Source organism: Pasteurella canis (assembly GCF_900454865.1).
Taxonomy (GTDB): Bacteria; Pseudomonadota; Gammaproteobacteria; order Enterobacterales; family Pasteurellaceae; genus Pasteurella; species Pasteurella canis.
Window position 1 is genome coordinate 725,026 of sequence record NZ_UGTV01000015.1, and the last position, 17,117, is coordinate 742,142.

15 protein-coding genes are annotated in these 17,117 nt (G+C 34.7%); 9 read left to right on the forward strand and 6 right to left on the reverse strand.

From position 1 onward, the window contains the following. The first annotated feature begins 168 nt into the window (after nt 1-168). From ttcA to uspE, 4 genes are all read left to right on the forward strand, one after another. The gene (ttcA, locus tag DYE19_RS03965) at nt 169-1,104 is read left to right on the forward strand and encodes a tRNA 2-thiocytidine(32) synthetase TtcA (RefSeq protein ID WP_438361428.1); all 936 of its coding nucleotides are present in this window, start codon (nt 169-171) and stop codon (nt 1,102-1,104) included. Nucleotides 1,105-1,178: 74 nt separating this feature from the next. Further along, nucleotides 1,179-1,703: a peptide-methionine (S)-S-oxide reductase MsrA gene (gene msrA, locus DYE19_RS03970; protein WP_115322688.1), complete on the forward strand. Its 525-nt coding sequence runs from the start codon at nt 1,179-1,181 to the stop codon at nt 1,701-1,703. Between the two features lie 278 nt (nt 1,704-1,981). Next, complete coding sequence (gene fnr, locus DYE19_RS03975; protein WP_049214443.1) at nt 1,982-2,740, forward strand: fumarate/nitrate reduction transcriptional regulator Fnr; 759 nt, start codon at nt 1,982-1,984, stop codon at nt 2,738-2,740. 113 nt (nt 2,741-2,853) lie between these two features. Continuing rightward, nucleotides 2,854-3,792 (forward strand): universal stress protein UspE, encoded by a 939-nt coding sequence (uspE, locus tag DYE19_RS03980; RefSeq protein WP_049214444.1) that lies wholly within the window; start codon nt 2,854-2,856, stop codon nt 3,790-3,792. Between the two features lie 93 nt (nt 3,793-3,885). Here uspE and DYE19_RS03985 read toward each other — a convergent pair whose 3' ends face one another. Next, nucleotides 3,886-4,260 carry a cytochrome b562 gene (locus DYE19_RS03985; protein ID WP_115322689.1) on the reverse strand — a complete coding sequence of 125 codons (375 nt, stop codon included), beginning with the start codon at nt 4,258-4,260 and terminating at the stop codon, nt 3,886-3,888. An 80-nt stretch (nt 4,261-4,340) separates the two neighbouring features. After that, a complete protein-coding gene (gene sppA, locus DYE19_RS03990; RefSeq protein ID WP_115322690.1) occupies nt 4,341-6,218 on the reverse strand; it encodes a signal peptide peptidase SppA in 1,878 nt (625 codons plus the stop codon). A 121-nt stretch (nt 6,219-6,339) separates the two neighbouring features. On the opposite strand from sppA, the gene DYE19_RS03995 reads away from it, so the two are divergent. After that, complete coding sequence (locus DYE19_RS03995) at nt 6,340-6,894, forward strand: NAD(P)H nitroreductase (RefSeq protein ID WP_115322691.1); 555 nt, start codon at nt 6,340-6,342, stop codon at nt 6,892-6,894. Nucleotides 6,895-6,999: 105 nt separating this feature from the next. Here DYE19_RS03995 and thrS read toward each other — a convergent pair whose 3' ends face one another. Further along, nucleotides 7,000-8,931: a threonine--tRNA ligase gene (thrS, locus tag DYE19_RS04000; protein WP_115322692.1), complete on the reverse strand. Its 1,932-nt coding sequence runs from the start codon at nt 8,929-8,931 to the stop codon at nt 7,000-7,002. A gap of 338 nt (nt 8,932-9,269) precedes the next feature. On the opposite strand from thrS, the gene DYE19_RS04010 reads away from it, so the two are divergent. Next, nucleotides 9,270-10,865, forward strand: coding sequence for an ABC transporter substrate-binding protein (locus DYE19_RS04010; RefSeq protein ID WP_115322693.1), 1,596 nt, complete (start codon nt 9,270-9,272; stop codon nt 10,863-10,865). 163 nt (nt 10,866-11,028) lie between these two features. Here DYE19_RS04010 and DYE19_RS04015 read toward each other — a convergent pair whose 3' ends face one another. Further along, the gene (locus DYE19_RS04015; RefSeq protein WP_147285037.1) at nt 11,029-12,117 is read right to left on the reverse strand and encodes a hypothetical protein; all 1,089 of its coding nucleotides are present in this window, start codon (nt 12,115-12,117) and stop codon (nt 11,029-11,031) included. 302 nt (nt 12,118-12,419) lie between these two features. Between DYE19_RS04015 and DYE19_RS04020 the strand changes: the two genes are divergently transcribed. Then, nucleotides 12,420-13,286, forward strand: coding sequence for a fructosamine kinase family protein (locus tag DYE19_RS04020; protein ID WP_049214451.1), 867 nt, complete (start codon nt 12,420-12,422; stop codon nt 13,284-13,286). 189 nt (nt 13,287-13,475) lie between these two features. Beyond that, nucleotides 13,476-13,940 (forward strand): IS200/IS605 family transposase, encoded by a 465-nt coding sequence (gene tnpA / locus DYE19_RS04025; RefSeq protein ID WP_005738721.1) that lies wholly within the window; start codon nt 13,476-13,478, stop codon nt 13,938-13,940. Between the two features lie 130 nt (nt 13,941-14,070). On the opposite strand, the gene DYE19_RS04030 is transcribed toward tnpA, so the two are convergent. Next, complete coding sequence (locus tag DYE19_RS04030) at nt 14,071-14,889, reverse strand: OmpA family protein (RefSeq protein WP_115322695.1); 819 nt, start codon at nt 14,887-14,889, stop codon at nt 14,071-14,073. A 268-nt stretch (nt 14,890-15,157) separates the two neighbouring features. Continuing rightward, on the reverse strand, nt 15,158-16,216 hold the full coding sequence (gene sohB, locus DYE19_RS04035) for a protease SohB (protein WP_115322696.1): 1,059 nt from the start codon (nt 16,214-16,216) through the stop codon (nt 15,158-15,160). 193 nt (nt 16,217-16,409) lie between these two features. Here sohB and DYE19_RS04040 point away from each other — a divergent pair, with 193 nt between their 5' ends. After that, complete coding sequence (locus DYE19_RS04040) at nt 16,410-17,000, forward strand: FMN-dependent NADH-azoreductase (RefSeq protein WP_115322697.1); 591 nt, start codon at nt 16,410-16,412, stop codon at nt 16,998-17,000. The last annotated feature ends 117 nt before the right edge of the window (nt 17,001-17,117 follow it).

Here is a 17,117-nt window from a genome sequence, read left to right on the forward strand (position 1 = left end):
TATAAATTACACAAAAAATTGGGTTGATTATACAGGATTTTGTCGATTCTAACAGCGAAGAAATTCACAAAAAATCGACCGCGCTTTTCCTCATTTACGAATTTTTATTGGAAAAATCCAGATTAAGCCTTACTATACGCAGATTTTAACGAATGACGAATAAAGAGAATGACAGAAACAACTCAACAAAATAAAAAACAAGCTTACAATTTTAATAAGTTACAAAAACGTTTACGCCGTAATGTTGGTAACGCTATTGCCGATTTCAATATGATTGAAGATGGCGACAAAGTGATGGTTTGCCTTTCAGGCGGAAAAGATAGCTATACGCTGTTAGACATTTTATTAAATTTACGTTTAAATGCCCCGATCCATTTCGATATTGTGGCAGTTAATTTAGATCAAAAACAACCAGGTTTCCCAGAGCATATTTTGCCAGAATATTTAACAAGCATTGGTGTTGATTATAAAATCGTTGAAGAAAACACTTATGGCATTGTGAAAGAAAAAATTCCTGAAGGTAAAACGACTTGCTCACTTTGCTCACGTTTAAGACGTGGTATTTTATATCGTACTGCAACTGAATTAGGGGCGACCAAAATTGCACTAGGTCATCACCGTGATGATATGTTAGAGACCTTATTCTTAAATATGTTCTATGGCGGTAAATTAAAAAGTATGCCACCTAAATTAATTAGCGATGACGGAAAACAAATTGTGATTCGTCCACTTGCCTATTGTAAAGAAAAAGACATTGAAAAATATGCTTCAGCAAAACAATTTCCTATTATCCCTTGTAACCTTTGTGGTTCTCAACCGAATTTACAACGCCAAGTCGCCAAAGAAATGCTACAAAAATGGGATCGCCAATATCCAGGTCGTATTGAAACAATGTTTAGCGCAATGCAAAATATTGTACCTTCTCATTTATGCGACACTACCCTCTTTAATTTTAAAGACATTAAGCATGGTCAAATTTTAGAGAATATTGAAGGCGATATTGCTTTTGACAAACCAGACTTCTCTTCCCAAGTCTTAATTTATGACGAAGATCAGAATGATTTTTCAGAAAATGAAATGATCCAATTTAAACAAGTTCAATAATACTTTGTTATTGTGTAAGAATAAAACAATTGGAACGACAAAATAAAAGAGAAAACTAATACGAAGGAGAATATATGACTCAACAAGCAATCTTCGCTGGTGGCTGTTTCTGGTGTGTCGAAGCCGTCTTCAATCAAATTAAAGGTGTGAAAAAAGCGACCTCTGGTTATATTAATGGAACCACTGAGAACCCAACTTATAAAGAAGTCTGTACAGGCGAAACGGGACACGCAGAAGCAGTCAAAGTTGAATTTGATACATCTGTAATTAGCTATGAAAAATTGTTAGAGATTTTCTTTTCTATTCATAATCCGACACAGTTAAACCGTCAAGGTGAAGATATTGGTACACAATATCGCAGTGGTATCTATTATTTAAATACAGAACAGAAAGAATTAGCAGAGCAAAAAGTAGCAGAATTACAACTACACTTTAATGAAAATATTGTGACTGAAATTTGCCCTGCACAAACATTCTATGTGGCGGAGGATTATCATCAAGGTTATTTACTACAAAATCCACAAAATACCTATTGTAATTTAGTTGCTACGCCAAAATTCTTAAAAGCCAAAGTGAAATTTGCTGAAATTTGGAAGTAACTGTTTATGAGTAAAGGCATATTTATTAATGTGCCTTTTTACTATCTTCTTTAAAAATAGAGGCATTTTTATGTATGTGAATAAGTTCGATAAAAAAATAAAAATAATAAAATTCCTAACATAACGATTATTTGAATCAAACGTTTTTTCGTTAACTTTTCTGCTGCCATTTTTCTCTCTCTTGATAATATTTAATACTTCTTAATTTTAACATTTGATGATATTATTTGAGATAGATCAATTTTATACTATTTTATTGTATTAATTAAGGTTTATCTATGGACACTAAAATCGGGCGCAAAGTGCAATCTGGGGGATGTGCGATTCATTGTCAGGATTGCAGTATTAGTCAGCTCTGTATTCCTTTCACACTAAATGAACAAGAGCTTGATCAGCTTGATAATATCATTGAACGCAAAAAACCAATACAAAAGTCTCAAGTTTTATTTAAAGCAGGCGATCGACTAAGTTCCCTGTACGCAATTCGCTCTGGAACGATTAAAACTTATACAATTAGTGAGACTGGAGAAGAACAAATTACCTCTTTCCAATTACCTGGTGACTTAGTTGGCTTTGATGCGATTATGAATATGGAGCATCCTAGTTTTGCTCAAGCACTAGAAACGTCAATGGTGTGTGAAATCCCTTTTGATATTTTAGATGACTTATCTGGAAAAATGCCTAAATTGCGTCAACAAATTATGCGTTTGATGAGTAATGAAATTAAAAATGATCAAGAAATGATTTTACTTTTATCGAAAATGAATGCCGAAGAACGTTTAGCTGCATTCATTTATAATTTATCAAGACGCTACTCTGCTCGAGGATTTTCTGCACGAGAATTTCGTTTGACTATGACGCGTGGAGATATTGGCAATTATTTAGGCCTAACTGTTGAAACGATTAGCCGCTTGTTAGGCCGCTTACAAAAAATGGGGATTTTATCTGTCCAAGGTAAATATATAACAATTAATGACATGGTTGCGTTAATTGAATTATCTGGTACAACAAAAACGAATATCCGTATGGGTATCTAAAAAATCTAGTGCAACGAATAGTTGCACTAGATCACCTTTTTCAACATCTTACCTTGTCATTTATTTAAATCTTTTCTATTCTATAGACAACCCAATCAGCAATGGAGGTTGTTATGAAGTTCAATAATATACTTGTCATTTTAAATCCTGAAAATGAAAAGCAGTATGCATTAGCGCGTGCAGTTCGTTTAGCAAAAGAACAAAAAAGCAGCCAAAAAGTTCATATTACGGTCTTTTTGGCGGTATATGATCTTTCTTATGAAATGTCTGCTCTACTTTCTTCTGAAGAGCGAGAAGAAATGCATCAAGGCGTTATTGCACAAAGAACTCTCGCTATCCAACCTTATCTAGAAAAATATGCTGATCCTAATATTGAATTTAAAGCAATTGTTGTATGGCACAGTAATGAAGCTGAAGCGATCACTCATGAAGTGGAACAAAATCAATATGATTTAGTCGTCAAATATACTAAAGAGGAAGAAAGTATAACCTCTCTAATTTTTACTCCAATGGACTGGCAGCTTTTACGTAAATGTCCAAAACCGCTATTAATGGTTAGAGACGGGGATTGGAAGCACCAACGCCGCATTTTGATTGCTGTTAATGTTGCTGATGATGAAGAAAAAAATCATAAAATATTTAATGAACAACTTGTCAATTTGGGGATTGATTTAGCAGATAATCTTGAACGAGGTAACGTGCATTTAGTTACAGCCTATCCTCCTACACCAGTGAATATGGCAATTGACTTACCTGAATTTAATAGTGGTGAATATGAAAAAAATACACGAGGTCAATATTTAATCAATATGAAAGCACTGCGCCAGCAATTTGGTATTGATGATGATCATACACATGTACGTGAGGGATTTCCCGAAGAAGTAATTCCTCAAGTTGCTCAAGAATTAGAAGCAGAATTAGTTGTATTAGGTACTATTGGACGTACAGGTTTATCCGCTGCCTTTTTGGGTAATACTGCTGAGCATGTAATTAATAAACTTAGTTGTAATTTATTAGCAATTAAACCTAACAAAACTGACTCAGATGGTTAAAAGAGCGGTCTATTTTGTGAAAATTTTATGAAGAAAACAGCCTGTTAAATAACAGGCTGTTCTGCATTAGAGCTTAGTAGAAATTGCTATGACTTACTTATATTTTTTGTGATACTCATTACGAAGATCAAAAAGTTTTTTTGCTGTTGTTTTTGCTGCAGCTAAATTACCTTCTTGTGCAAGCTTTTCTGCTTCATCAATAACAGCAATAAATTCTTTCATCCCTTCTTGATAACCTCTAAAATCTGTATCATTATCAATACTTGATGGTTTTTTATCTGTTGATTGAACCGCTAAATCACGTAATTCTTTTGCTGCTTTTTGGAATGCAGCAAGATCATTTGCATTAGTTAATGCAGATGCTACTCCTTTCATTTGGTTCATTTCAGCACGAACATTTGCATTTGATACTGTTGTAACAGCTAAACCAATAATCGCAACAGAAAGTAATTGCTTTAATTTACTCACTTATTTTCTCCCACAAATTGAAATAAAAAAATAACCAAACCACCAAAATGATTTCAATGGTTTGGTTATTCTAACTAATCTTATTTTATTGTGCCACAAGTTAAACAATATAAATATTGTCCTTTAGGATCATTCATTTTATGTAATAAACCTAATTGTTGTTGTACTTGATAGTACTGATGTGGTAGACCTACACTTGCTGACAAACTTTGTTTTACAAATAATTGCATATTATGTTTCAGATCACGCAACAAACTACTAAACAGACTATCATCTGTTTCTACTAGCCATTCAAGCGCAAACTTTTCAGTTCTTTGGCTTCCATCGAGTGATAGATTTGCAAGTTCAGTCGCTTTAGCAACAGCAATATCAAAATTACCCACTTCATCAACAAGTTTATGTTTTAATGCTTCTTCACCTAACCAGATACGACCTTGTGCAATATTGTCTACTTGTTCTTTAGATAATCCCCTACCTTTACTCACTAATGATAAGAATCGATCATAGCCATGCTCAATTTCAAGTTGGAATATATCATTCATCTCTGAAGAAAGCGCACTAAAACTGGATAAGTTACTTAATGGTGAAGTCGATACGCCATCAGCAGAAATCCCGACTTTCTTAATTGTCTTTTCAAAGGTTGGGAACATAGCAAAAATACCAATTGAGCCTGTAATAGTATTTTTATCTGCTACAATATAATCAGCAGTACTTGAAATCCAATATCCACCAGAGGCTGCCATTGATCCCATTGATACAACAACAGGTTTTCCTGCTTGCTGTAAGTTATCTACTTCTTGACGAATTATTTCTGAAGCAAAGGCACTGCCACCAGGACTATTAACACGTAAAATAACAGCTTTTACTTGATCATCATAATAGGCTTGACGTAATAAACGGGCAACACTATCCCCACCAACTTCATGCTCATAACTTTCGCCATCAATAATGGCTCCTTCCACATTGACTACCGCAATTTTATGTTTACCTTCCTCTAGCATACGATCTGGTAATGCAGACAAATATTTATCAAATTCAATTAATTTAATATTTCCCTCTTCATCTTCGCCAAATAATTTTGCTAATTTATCATCTATATCCAAACGACTCGCAAGACCTGTGACGAGTTTACGCTGTTGTGTATAAGCTGTATGATTTCCTTTTAAAGCGCTTAACTCTTTTACATAAGTTTTTGCATCAGGTAAAACTAAATCAGGCGTAATTTGACGGTTTTCTGCAGCGACTTGTTTATAGTTATTCCACATTTTACTAAGCCATTGTGATAGATCAGCTTTTGCCTCAGGTGACATATCATCACGTAAAAATGGCTCAACGGCCGATTTATAAGTGCCTACTCGAAAAACATTAGCTGTCGCATCTAACATATCCAACATAGACTTGAAATATAAGTTTTCTTGTCGTAATCCTGTAATTTCAACTGCACCTATCGGATTAATGAGAATCTCATCGGCATAACTTGCTAATAGATATTGTGATTGACCAAGGCTGTCTGCAAAAGCAATCACTGGCTTATTACTTATTTTAAATGACTTAATTGCCTTTCCAACATATTCGATGGCAGGTAAATCAGCCCCTTCAAAAAAGTTTAAATCCAAAACTAAGCCTCGGATACGTTCATCTTTCGCAGCATTTTCAATAGTATAAACAACATCAAATGTTGAGATTTGACGTGGGACATGTTGATTATCTAGTTCTTTTAATGCATTTTGCCAAGAAGTACTTTCTTCTCGATTATCTGCCAAATAACCATCTAAATTGAGTAATAATGCACCTTGATCGCCCTCTAACAGGGTGTGTTGTGTTTTCGTTACATGGGTAAAAAGACCGACTAATACGGCTAGTAATAAAACAAAACATAAAAAAACAATATTCATAACTAAGTCACGAATAAAATTTAAAATACGCCAACAAAATGTTAGCAAACGTAAAATTTGCATAAAACCTCATCCATTAGAAGATAAAAATTTGATTTGGATAACATATCATAAACTCGACTTGCAATAAACGTTCCTTTAAAAATATGCTAGAATTCACGCGATTTGATATAAGGAGAATCTCATGGATGCATTACAATTACTTATTAACCGTCGTTCAGAAAAAAAGCTTACGACACCTGCGCCCAATAAAACGCAATTAGAACTCATTTTTCAAGCAGCATTGAATGTGCCTGATCATGGACGTTTACACCCTTATCGCTTTGTTGTTATTGAGGAAGAAGCCTTAAACAAATTTGGTACATTACTAAAAGAAGCAGTATATGAGTTTGAATTAGGTGATGAAAAATTAAAAAAAGCTGAAAATTTAGCACAAAGAGCACCCATGATTATCGCTGTAGTGGCTAAAATAAATAAAGAAGCAAAAGTTCCTGCATGGGAACAAATGTTATGTGCAGCTTGTTCAACCTATGCGATTCAACTAGCAGCAAATGCACAAGGTTTTGCTAATGTATGGATTACAGGTAAATGGGTAGATGGCAATGCTTTACGCCAAGCACTCCGCTGTCAAGAAAGCGAAAAAATTATTGCTTTATTAATGATAGGTACAGCAGAAGATAAATTAGAAAGAGAGAAGAGAATACAGGATACGGATGAATTTGTTCAATATTTATCTTGATTAATTAGCTTGTATCATCATATTTATCTCAGGTAGTTTTTTATACTGATAAAAAAAGTGCGGTCATTTTGACCGCGCTTTTGTTGTTATTCATTGGAAAAAGCATTAAGCTTCGCCAAGTAATTTTAGCTCACGTGATCTGACTTGTTTTTTCAAAATTGTTAAAAACTCATCAATTGTAAATGTCCCTAAATCAGCACCTTTACGTGTACGTACAGCCACTTTTCCTGCTTCTATTTCTTTATCACCACAAACAAGCATATATGGTACACGACGCAAAGTATGCTCACGAATTTTAAAACCAATTTTTTCATTACGTAGATCAGATTTTACGCGTAATCCTGCATCAGATAATGTTTTCACCACTTGTTGTACATAATCTGATTGTGAGTCAGTAATATTCATTACGACAGCTTGTGTAGGTGCTAACCATGCTGGGAAGAAACCCGCATACTCTTCTGTGATAATACCGATAAAACGTTCAATAGAGCCCAAAATTGCACGGTGAATCATTACCGGTGTGCGACGATCATTATCCTCTGCAACATAAGAGGCATTTAAACGACCTGGTAAGGCGAAGTCTAACTGAATCGTACCACATTGCCACTCACGATCTAAACTGTCACGCAATGCAAACTCGATTTTAGGACCATAAAAAGCGCCTTCTCCTTCTTGAATCTCATATTCAAGCCCATTATGTGCTAATGCAGCAGCAAGACCTGCTTCTGCACGATCCCACATATCATCCGCACCAATACGCTTTTCTGGGCGAGTTGACAGTTTCACCTGAATATTCTCAAAACCAAAGGTGCTGTAAATGTCATAAACCATTTTGATACAAGCAGTCACTTCACTTTCAATTTGATCTTCAGTACAGAAAATATGTGCATCATCTTGTGTAAAACCACGAACACGCATTAATCCATGTAATGAACCAGATGGTTCGTTACGATGACAAGAACCAAATTCTGCCATTCTAATAGGTAAATCACGGTATGATTTCAAACCTTGGTTGAAGATTTGTACATGCCCTGGACAATTCATTGGTTTGATCGCATATTCACGGTTCTCAGATTGAGTGGTGAACATTAAGTCACCATAATTTTGCCAGTGCCCTGTTTTTTCCCAAAGTACTCGATCCATCATAAATGGACCTTTGACTTCTTGGTAATCATATTCTTTTAACTTAGTACGAACAAACGTTTCCAACTCACGGAAAATCGTCCAACCATCATTATGCCAGAACACCATACCAGGTGCTTCTTCTTGCATATGATATAAATCTAAAGCTTTACCTATTTTACGGTGGTCACGTTTTGCAGCCTCTTCTAAACGTGTTAAATATTCACTTAATTGTTTTTTATCTGCCCATGCTGTACCGTAAATACGTTGTAACATTTTATTTTTGCTATCACCACGCCAGTATGCGCCAGCTACTTTCATTAATTTGAAATGGTGACAAAAACGCATGTTTGGTACATGTGGACCACGACACATATCAATATATTCTTCATGATGATAAAGTGCGGGAGTATCACAACGATCAATATTTTCATCTAAAATCGCCATTTTATATGGCTCAGCGCGTTGTTCAAAGGTATCTCGTGCCTCTTGCCAGCTCACGACTTTTTTCACCACATCATAATTGGTTTTAGCTAGCTCAAGCATACGTTTTTCTAATGCATCTAAATCGTCTTGTGTTAAAGAACGGTCTAAATCCACATCATAATAAAAACCATTGTCGATTGTTGGACCAATCGCCATTTTCACATTTGGGAATAATTGCTTAATTGCGTGCCCCAATAAATGTGCACAAGAGTGGCGAATAATTTCTAATCCATCTTCGTCTTTTGCAGTAATAATCTCTAATTTGCTATCATTTGTGATAACGTCACAAGCATCTTTACGCTCGCCATTCACACGCCCAGCAATACAGGCTTTAGCAAGACCTGCACCAATACTTGCTGCAACCTCTAACACAGAAACTGGTTGTTCAAATTGACGCTGTGAACCGTCAGGTAATGTAATAATTGGCATAATATTTCCTTTACAGTGGTAACCCATACGAGAGGTTACTTGTTTTTGTTTTACTCAAAATTATTAAAAATAAACCGCACTTTAGACTCATTCCTACTCTGAATAAGGCAAAAATGCGGTTAGAAAGTGTAACATATTTAATGATTATTGGCGATTTAGAATTTGCTGAATCAGTATAGATCCTCTGAAAATACACATTTTTTTATATTAAAAACAAATAATCATTCACATTTATACTAACTCGTTATAAATTAAAACACTAAGTTCTTTTGTTAATCTAACTAATTTATTTTAGTATATGGATCCAATAAACGTTATTTTCACGACGAGGAGACGCCATGAAACTCACGACAAAACTTTCTTTAATTGCGGCTGGTTTATTTGCTATCAGTACTGTACAAGCCGCCAACAAAACATTCATTAATTGTGTGAGTCGCGCACCGAGTAGTTTCAGTCCCGCATTAGTAATGGAGGGAATTTCATATAATGCAAGCTCACAACAAGTTTATAACCGTTTAATTGAATTTAAGCGTGGTACCACAGATATTGAACCTGCCCTTGCAGAAAGCTGGCAAATTAGTGATGATGGTTTAACCTATACCTTTAATTTACGTAAAGGCGTGAAATTCCATAGTACAAAGGAATATAAACCGACACGTGAATTTAATGCTGACGATGTCCTTTTTTCTTTCCAACGCCAATTAGATAAATCTCATCCTTATCATGCTGTATCTAAAGGAACTTACCCTTACTTTAATGCCATGAAGTTTCCAAAGCTACTCAAAGCAGTAGAGAAAGTGGATGATCACACAGTAAAAATCACTTTAAATAAACCTGATGCTACTTTCTTAGCGAGTTTAGGTATGGATTTTATTTCTATTTATTCAGCAGAATATGCTGATAAAATGCTGAAAGCAGGTACGCCAGAAAAAGTTGATACAACACCAATTGGAACAGGTCCTTTTATCTTTGCGGGATATCAATTGGAACAAAAAATTCGTTTTTTGGCTAACCCTGATTATTGGCAGCCTAAAGCTGATATTGATCGCTTAATTTTTGATATCGTGCCTGATGCGGGAACTCGTTACGCTAAATTACAGTCAGGGGCTTGCGATATGATTGATTTCCCAAATATTGCAGATTTAGCCAAAATGAAAGCGGATCCAAAAGTACAATTAATGTCGAAAGAAGGGCTAAATATTGCTTATATCGCATTTAATACTGAAAAGGCGCCTTTTGATAATGTTAAAGTACGTCAGGCGTTAAACTACGCAACTGATAAACAAGCCATTATTGATGTGGTATACCAAGGTGCGGGGGTTATCGCGAAAAATATTCTGCCACCAACAATTTGGAGCTACAATGATGAAATACAAGACTACCCTTTTAACATTGAAAAAGCGAAACAATTATTAGCTGAAGCGGGCTATCCAAATGGGTTTGAAACAGAAATCTGGGTTCAGCCTGTGGTACGTGCTTCTAACCCTAATCCTCGTCGGATGGCTGAAGTAATTCAAAATGACTGGGCAAAAGCAGGAGTAAAAGCAAAATTAGTCAGCTATGAGTGGGGCGATTATATCAAACGAACTAAAGCTGGAGAATTAACAGCTGGTACTTACGGTTGGTCTGGAGATAATGGTGATCCTGATAATTTCTTATCACCGCTATTAGGCAGTGAAAATATTGGAAATAGTAATTATGCCCGTTGGCGTCATCCTGAATTTGATGCATTGTTAAACCAAGCAATTAGCTTATCAAATCAAGATGAACGCGCCGCCCTTTACAAACAAGCACAAGTGATTGCTAAAGAACAAGCACCTTGGATTACTATCGCTCATTCCATCACAAACACAGCTTTGAGCCCAAGGGTAAAAGATTATAAACAAAGCCCATTTGGTTATAGTTATTTTTATGGCACTAAATTAGCAGACTAGCCAAAAATTTTGTAGAAATGACCGCACTTTACTAGGTAAAGTGCGGTTTGTTTTTTTACATCTATTTAGCTTAACCCTTGTTTTTAGTCTTTCATCATTTACAGAATCATTTCTGTATATTGTAGAGTAGCTCTTTTGATGAGTAAATTGTAATAATAGGTCGCTATTTTTGTTCATTATGTGGCACTGGCAATACGATATTAAACTGCTGTCTTTCTATCTGTTCTGGCAGTTGGAAAACAATTTGAGATACATCACCAGTATAATAACGTGTTATTTGAAAATAGCGTTTGTCTTCGTCAACTTCTGGAGGGAAAGGCTGGCGAGCTTGAAAAAAATCTCTGATCTCTTTTTCTGTTTTGATTTTATCCATGTCTACTAAACGATGAACCTCTTTAAAAAGATTGGCTAATTGGCGGTGATATGACTTTTCATCATCAGTTAGTAAAGGATGTATACTTGAACCTATACTCAATAATGCACGCCCATCTTGATAAAAAGCATGCATAATAACAGAACCTACCCTATTTTTAGGCAACCGATATGTCACGGCATTCCCCGTAATTTGAGTGAGGTGAATACTATCAAATTGCGTCTCAATTTTATCAGGCACTTGAGTAATTTTATAAGACTGATAGTGCTGTAAAGGTAAATCAACTTGGAAAGAAACTTGTTTTAATGTTTGATCACTCTCAATCACAACTTGGTCATAAAAGCTATCTTTTGTCGCATAAACAGATTGCTCTATTTCTGACAAATGATGTTGTTCTAATTCTCCCTCAATATTCTTATCTGTAAAAATTTTTGAGGGTGATAAATAGTCAATATTTGTTTCACGAGAGCCATCCATTAACACCATCTCAGTTGGTGTAAAAATAGGGTGTAATTGAGTATTCCGATAAAAGTAATCAGGCTCTAAACCGAGTAACTTAGCTAATTTGTAGCTTTCTTTAGGGATATTAAAAAAATAATAAGGATATTTATAATCGATATGACTTTGCTTTTGCATGAAAAATTGATTTATTTCCTCGCTATCTATTTGTTTTTTAGCAGGAAGCACAATGAAATTATGTTCATCTTTAGGATCAAACTTTTTTATTGGCCTAACGGGTTGAATTTCGATTGGGTTAAGCGAATCACTATTCGCAATTTGCGTCATATATTCAAAGGATGATTGTAATCGTGCTAATAAATGTTGCTTATCTTCCATTTTTGCCTGAGCGGATATAGACATACAAAATGATAAATACAATACATAGTTCAATTTTCTTAAAAGACGCATAATCTCTCCTAAAGCATAAAATTAAGTGTATATATACAACAAAAATGTCACTCAAGCACTGATTTATTCCATCTCTTTTAATGAATTTACATTCATTCTGTTATCAATTGACAATAACAAAACATCTTTTCGTTTTTAAAAGAAAAAACACTTTTCTACGATAAAATAGATTAAAACTAGCATTAAAAGTAAAGAACTTTGATATCTATCACAGTAATTTTTCATTAATCTTTTACACTATCAATGAAATATTTTCAATATCGGAGGGTGCTATGTGGAAACATGTTTCTCAAGTATTGGCTGATCAATTCGGTGCCTACTATTCAATTAAACATAAAGAAAAAATTCACACGGGTGAAATGCATGAGGCTTGGATTATTGATGATGGCATCCAACCTGTTTTTGTCAAAGTGAATGATAAAACATTTCGGTCTATGTTCCGTGCTGAAGCTGATCAGCTCACCCTCCTTGCTAAAACAGATACCATAAAAGTGCCTAATGTTTATACTGTAGGCTGTTCACATACACACAGTTTTTTACTATTAGAAGCCTTAAATTTAAATAAAAATAATTCTGCCCAAGCGATGGCTAGATTTGGTGAACAACTTGCTAAATTGCATCTGATTAAAGGTTCAGAAAATTATGGTTTAGATTTTGACACTTGGCTTGGACCAGAATATCAACCGAATGAATGGAAAGATAATTGGGCCAAATTTTTTAGTGAACAACGTATTGGTTGGCAATTACAATTATGCAGAGAAAAGCAATTAGATTTTGGTAATATTGATGTAATAGTTAATAAAGTGGCTGAATTACTCACTAAGCATAAACCAGTTCCTTCACTCTTACACGGTAATTTATGGATTGAAAATTGTGCCAGTGTAAATGATCAAATCGTGACTTACGATCCTGCTTGTTATTGGGGAGACAGAGAATGTGATTTGGCTTTCAGTGAGCTATTTGAGCCTTTCCCGATACAATTTTATGAAAATTATGACCGCACTTATCCCATTGAAGAAGGATATAAAGAGCGTAAAGCGATTTATCAACTCTATTATTTGCTGAATTTTAGTCATCGCTTTCACCGACATTATGTTGAACTCACTAAAAAATTTATTCATGATTTATTAGCAAATTAACTTGATACTCATAAGCAAAAGGCTCTTCGTATGAAGAGCCTTTTATTTATTATAGCTAGACAAAGTCTAGCTATAAAAACCATACGCTTTGCGTATGGAACAGAAAAGCTTAAGCGGTGAGCAGAAAAAAACATCCTCCTATAATGAACAAGGCTGACAACCAAAATTCAACATATAGGAGGATAAGTCATGGCAAGTAAATCCAATGACGATTCAAGTCTATCACACACAAGATGGAACTGTAAGTACCACATAGTCTTTATCCCTAAGTATAGGAGAAAAGCAATTTATGGAAAATTGCGAGTTGATATAGGAGGGATACTAAGACAATTATGTCACTACAAGAATGTAGAGATAATAGAGGCATATGCAATGAAAGATCATATCCATATGCTGTTAAGGATACCTCCAAAACTGGCCGTTTCAAGTTTTATGGGGTATTTAAAAGGTAAGTCATCGCTAATGATATTTGAAAGACATGCAAATTTAAAATATAAGTATGGGAATCGAAATTTTTGGGCGAAAGGCTATTATGTAAGTACAGTAGGTTTAAATACAAAAATTGTAGAGGAATATATCCGAAATCAGGAAAAGGAAGATATGATTCAGGATAATTTATCGAAGAAAGAATATATGGACCCCTTTAAGGGGTAGGCAACAGAGTTATTGAACGGTTGTCAGACTTCACATGCCCCTTGAGGGGCATGTGAAGTACTAGGCCCTTATAGGGTGGCCTAAAAACCGCCCGTTTTACGGGCGGATTGTTATTCAAAAAACACTTAGTTTATTTTCTATAAAGTGGCGCTGGACCTGTTGTACCTGCTTCCATACCTTGTGTATTTTGTTTTAATGTTGTACCTGAAGCGGTAATTTCTACACGACGGTTAGGGCGTAAACAATCTCTTAATTCAGCACCTTGTACACCGTCACAAGCTTTTACTTGCTGTGCTTTACCATAACCTACAGCATGGATGTTCGCATCAACACCTTGCTCAATTAAGCGTGCTTTAACACGATCTGCACGGCGTTGAGAAAGTTTTAAGTTATATGACTCTGAACCTAAACGGTCTGTATAACCAGCAACTTTCACTTCTTTTGCTGAAGATGATTTTAATTGTGCAGCTACACTATCAACGACTTCTTTACCTTTTTCAGTTAATGCATCTTTATTAAAATCAAATAAGAAATCACCACTTAAACTAAACGCTGAATTACCATTACAACCATTTGGATACCAGAAGAAGCTTTGTGCATTCATGTTTTTATCAAATAGGATTTTGTATTGGCAAACTTTGTGTACACCATTTTCACGATAATTAAACACATAGTCCCATTCACGAACGCCATAAAGTCCTTCAGCAAAGTGTGGACGACCAATCAAGTTATAAAGTTCATCTTTATTCATACCACGTTCAATCATACGAACATTATCCCAGTTTGGCCAAGAACCAAATTGGCTACCATCGTGATTGAATACTGACTCATCAATTTTTGGCCAAACCAAATTATCTGATGTGCCTTCATCAGTTATCTTGCTTAAGTTACCACACGCAACTAATGTTGTTGCAGCAACAGCGGTTAATAAAAAACGTGATAATTTCATATGTGTTACCTTAGTTCCTTTCATTGTTGGAAATCGTCATTCTCATAATCACAGCAAATAAGTTTAGGGAGTGACTCTTAATAAAACTTCTCTTTTTTACCTTTAGCTTTTCACGGAATAACTAGAGATATTGAAATTGTTCAAAATTCGACTCAATATAGTAAGTCGTATTATTCACAAAGTAAACTAATAAATCTCTAATATTTCACAACATTTAGTCAAGTAATGTAAAGCTGGTTAAGCTAAAGTAATGCAATGTGAAGTGCGATTAAAGTAATGTACTATCATTTCGTTTTAACCAGCGCAATAAAACATTTTCTACACTTTCTTCTACTTGTTTACCAAATTTTTGCATGAGTGATTTTTTAATTGAATATTTTACAGATAATACTGTTTTATCTTTCATCGCCTCTAAGATTAATTCATCACTTGTTGCAATATGATCAATTAAATTCAGTGCGAGAGCCTGTTCACCAAACCAATGTTCTCCTGTGGCTACTTTATTAATATCTAAGTTTGGTCTATTTGTTAAAACAAATTGTTTAAAAAGTTGATGGGTTTCTTCGAGTTCTTGTTGAAATTTTTGTTTACCTTTTTCAGTATTTTCACCTAACATTGTCATAGTGCGCTTATATTCTCCAGCTGTCATTACATCTACATCCACATCATGCTTTTTCAAAAAACGATGGATATTCGGGATTTGTGCAACGACACCAACAGAACCTATAATGGCAAAAGGAGCAGCAACAATTTTATCGGCGACACAAGCCATCATATAACCACCACTTGCAGCGACTTTATCGACCGCGACAGTAAGTTTAATTCCGTGTTGTTTTAAGCGAGCTAATTGTGATGAGGCTAAACCATAACCGTGGACAACACCACCAGGGCTTTCTAAGCGTAATAATACTTCATCTTCTGGCTTAGCTGCACCAATAATTGCACTAATTTCCTCACGTAATGCTTTCGTTTCTGACGCCATAATATCACCAGTAAACGTTAAAACATATAAATGAGGTTTACGTTCTATATCGATCTCTTTTTCTTTTTTACGTTTTACTTTTTCTATTTTTGCTTTTTCTTTATCTGTCTTTTTCTGTGCTTTTTCGACTTGTTTAAGTGCATCTTCGCTTAAATGAAAATCACGTAATTTCTTTGTATTATCATTGTAATCCTGTGATAGATCCGTAATGAGTAATTCCCCTTGTGCTTTCGCTTTGTGCTGTTTTAAAACAAAAATCATAAATCCAATACCAGCAATAACTAATAAAATTGTTAAAATTTCCAATATAAATACGGCATAACCTGCGGCAATTTCAGACCACATAAGATTCCCTCTTAATGTAAATAAGTAAAATAAGAGAATTTATAATAGCGAGTTCACAATAAAGTGCAATTTATATCATCATTATTTACTTTTTATTGATAATTTTTTTCTAAAAATACTATTTATTTCGAAATAATAAAGCATATAATGACATTCCTTTATATTCCATTACAGCAAAAAGGATATTTATCATATGAAAAATGTATTAGTGTTAAAATCAAGTATTTTAGCTGGCTACTCTCAAAGTAACCAACTTTCAGATTATTTTGTTTCAAAATTAAACGATGTTAATGTCATTGAGCGCGATATCGCAGCAAAAACATTACCTTACTTTGATGGTGTTGCAGTTAACGCATTAAGAGGTCAGCCAAATACAGATGAAGACAAAGCACTTTTAGCACTTTCTGATGAATTAGTTGCTGAATTAAAAAATGCTGATGTTATTGTATTCAACGCACCAATGTATAACTTCAATATTCCTGCACAGCTAAAAAGCTACTTTGATTTCATCGCTCGTCCAGGTGTAACTTTCCAATACAGCTCAAATGGCCCAGAAGGTCTTGTAAAAGGTAAAAAAGCAATTGTTATCACTACAACAGGTGGTATGCACAAAGGTCAAGCAACAGATATCGTTGCCTCTTATATGAAAATTATGTTAAGTTTTGTTGGTATCACAGATGTTCAATTTGTTTACGCAGAAGGTTTTGGTCTAGGCGAAGAAGCAGTTACTAAAGCACAAACTCAAGCAAAAGCAGAACTTGATCAAATCGCAAGTACATTCTAATTTTTAAAGGCAGTATTAAAAGCTGCCTTTTCTTTTACCCCATCCTAATCTCCTCCACTATAACGTATTTATTCGGCTATTTATATTATTGCTCATTACACCAAGCTTTATCTTATC

Coding starts and splice junctions, on each gene's coding strand:
- ttcA (WP_438361428.1), top strand. CDS start 169: ATGACAGAAACAACTCAACAAAATAAAAAACAAGCTTACAATTTTAAT.
- msrA (WP_115322688.1), top strand. CDS start 1,179: ATGACTCAACAAGCAATCTTCGCTGGTGGCTGTTTCTGGTGTGTCGAA.
- fnr (WP_049214443.1), top strand. CDS start 1,982: ATGGACACTAAAATCGGGCGCAAAGTGCAATCTGGGGGATGTGCGATT.
- uspE (WP_049214444.1), top strand. CDS start 2,854: ATGAAGTTCAATAATATACTTGTCATTTTAAATCCTGAAAATGAAAAG.
- sppA (WP_115322690.1), bottom strand. CDS start 6,218: ATGCAAATTTTACGTTTGCTAACATTTTGTTGGCGTATTTTAAATTTT.
- DYE19_RS03995 (WP_115322691.1), top strand. CDS start 6,340: ATGGATGCATTACAATTACTTATTAACCGTCGTTCAGAAAAAAAGCTT.
- thrS (WP_115322692.1), bottom strand. CDS start 8,931: ATGCCAATTATTACATTACCTGACGGTTCACAGCGTCAATTTGAACAA.
- DYE19_RS04010 (WP_115322693.1), top strand. CDS start 9,270: ATGAAACTCACGACAAAACTTTCTTTAATTGCGGCTGGTTTATTTGCT.
- DYE19_RS04020 (WP_049214451.1), top strand. CDS start 12,420: ATGTGGAAACATGTTTCTCAAGTATTGGCTGATCAATTCGGTGCCTAC.
- tnpA (WP_005738721.1), top strand. CDS start 13,476: ATGGCAAGTAAATCCAATGACGATTCAAGTCTATCACACACAAGATGG.
- DYE19_RS04030 (WP_115322695.1), bottom strand. CDS start 14,889: ATGAAATTATCACGTTTTTTATTAACCGCTGTTGCTGCAACAACATTA.
- sohB (WP_115322696.1), bottom strand. CDS start 16,216: ATGTGGTCTGAAATTGCCGCAGGTTATGCCGTATTTATATTGGAAATT.
- DYE19_RS04040 (WP_115322697.1), top strand. CDS start 16,410: ATGAAAAATGTATTAGTGTTAAAATCAAGTATTTTAGCTGGCTACTCT.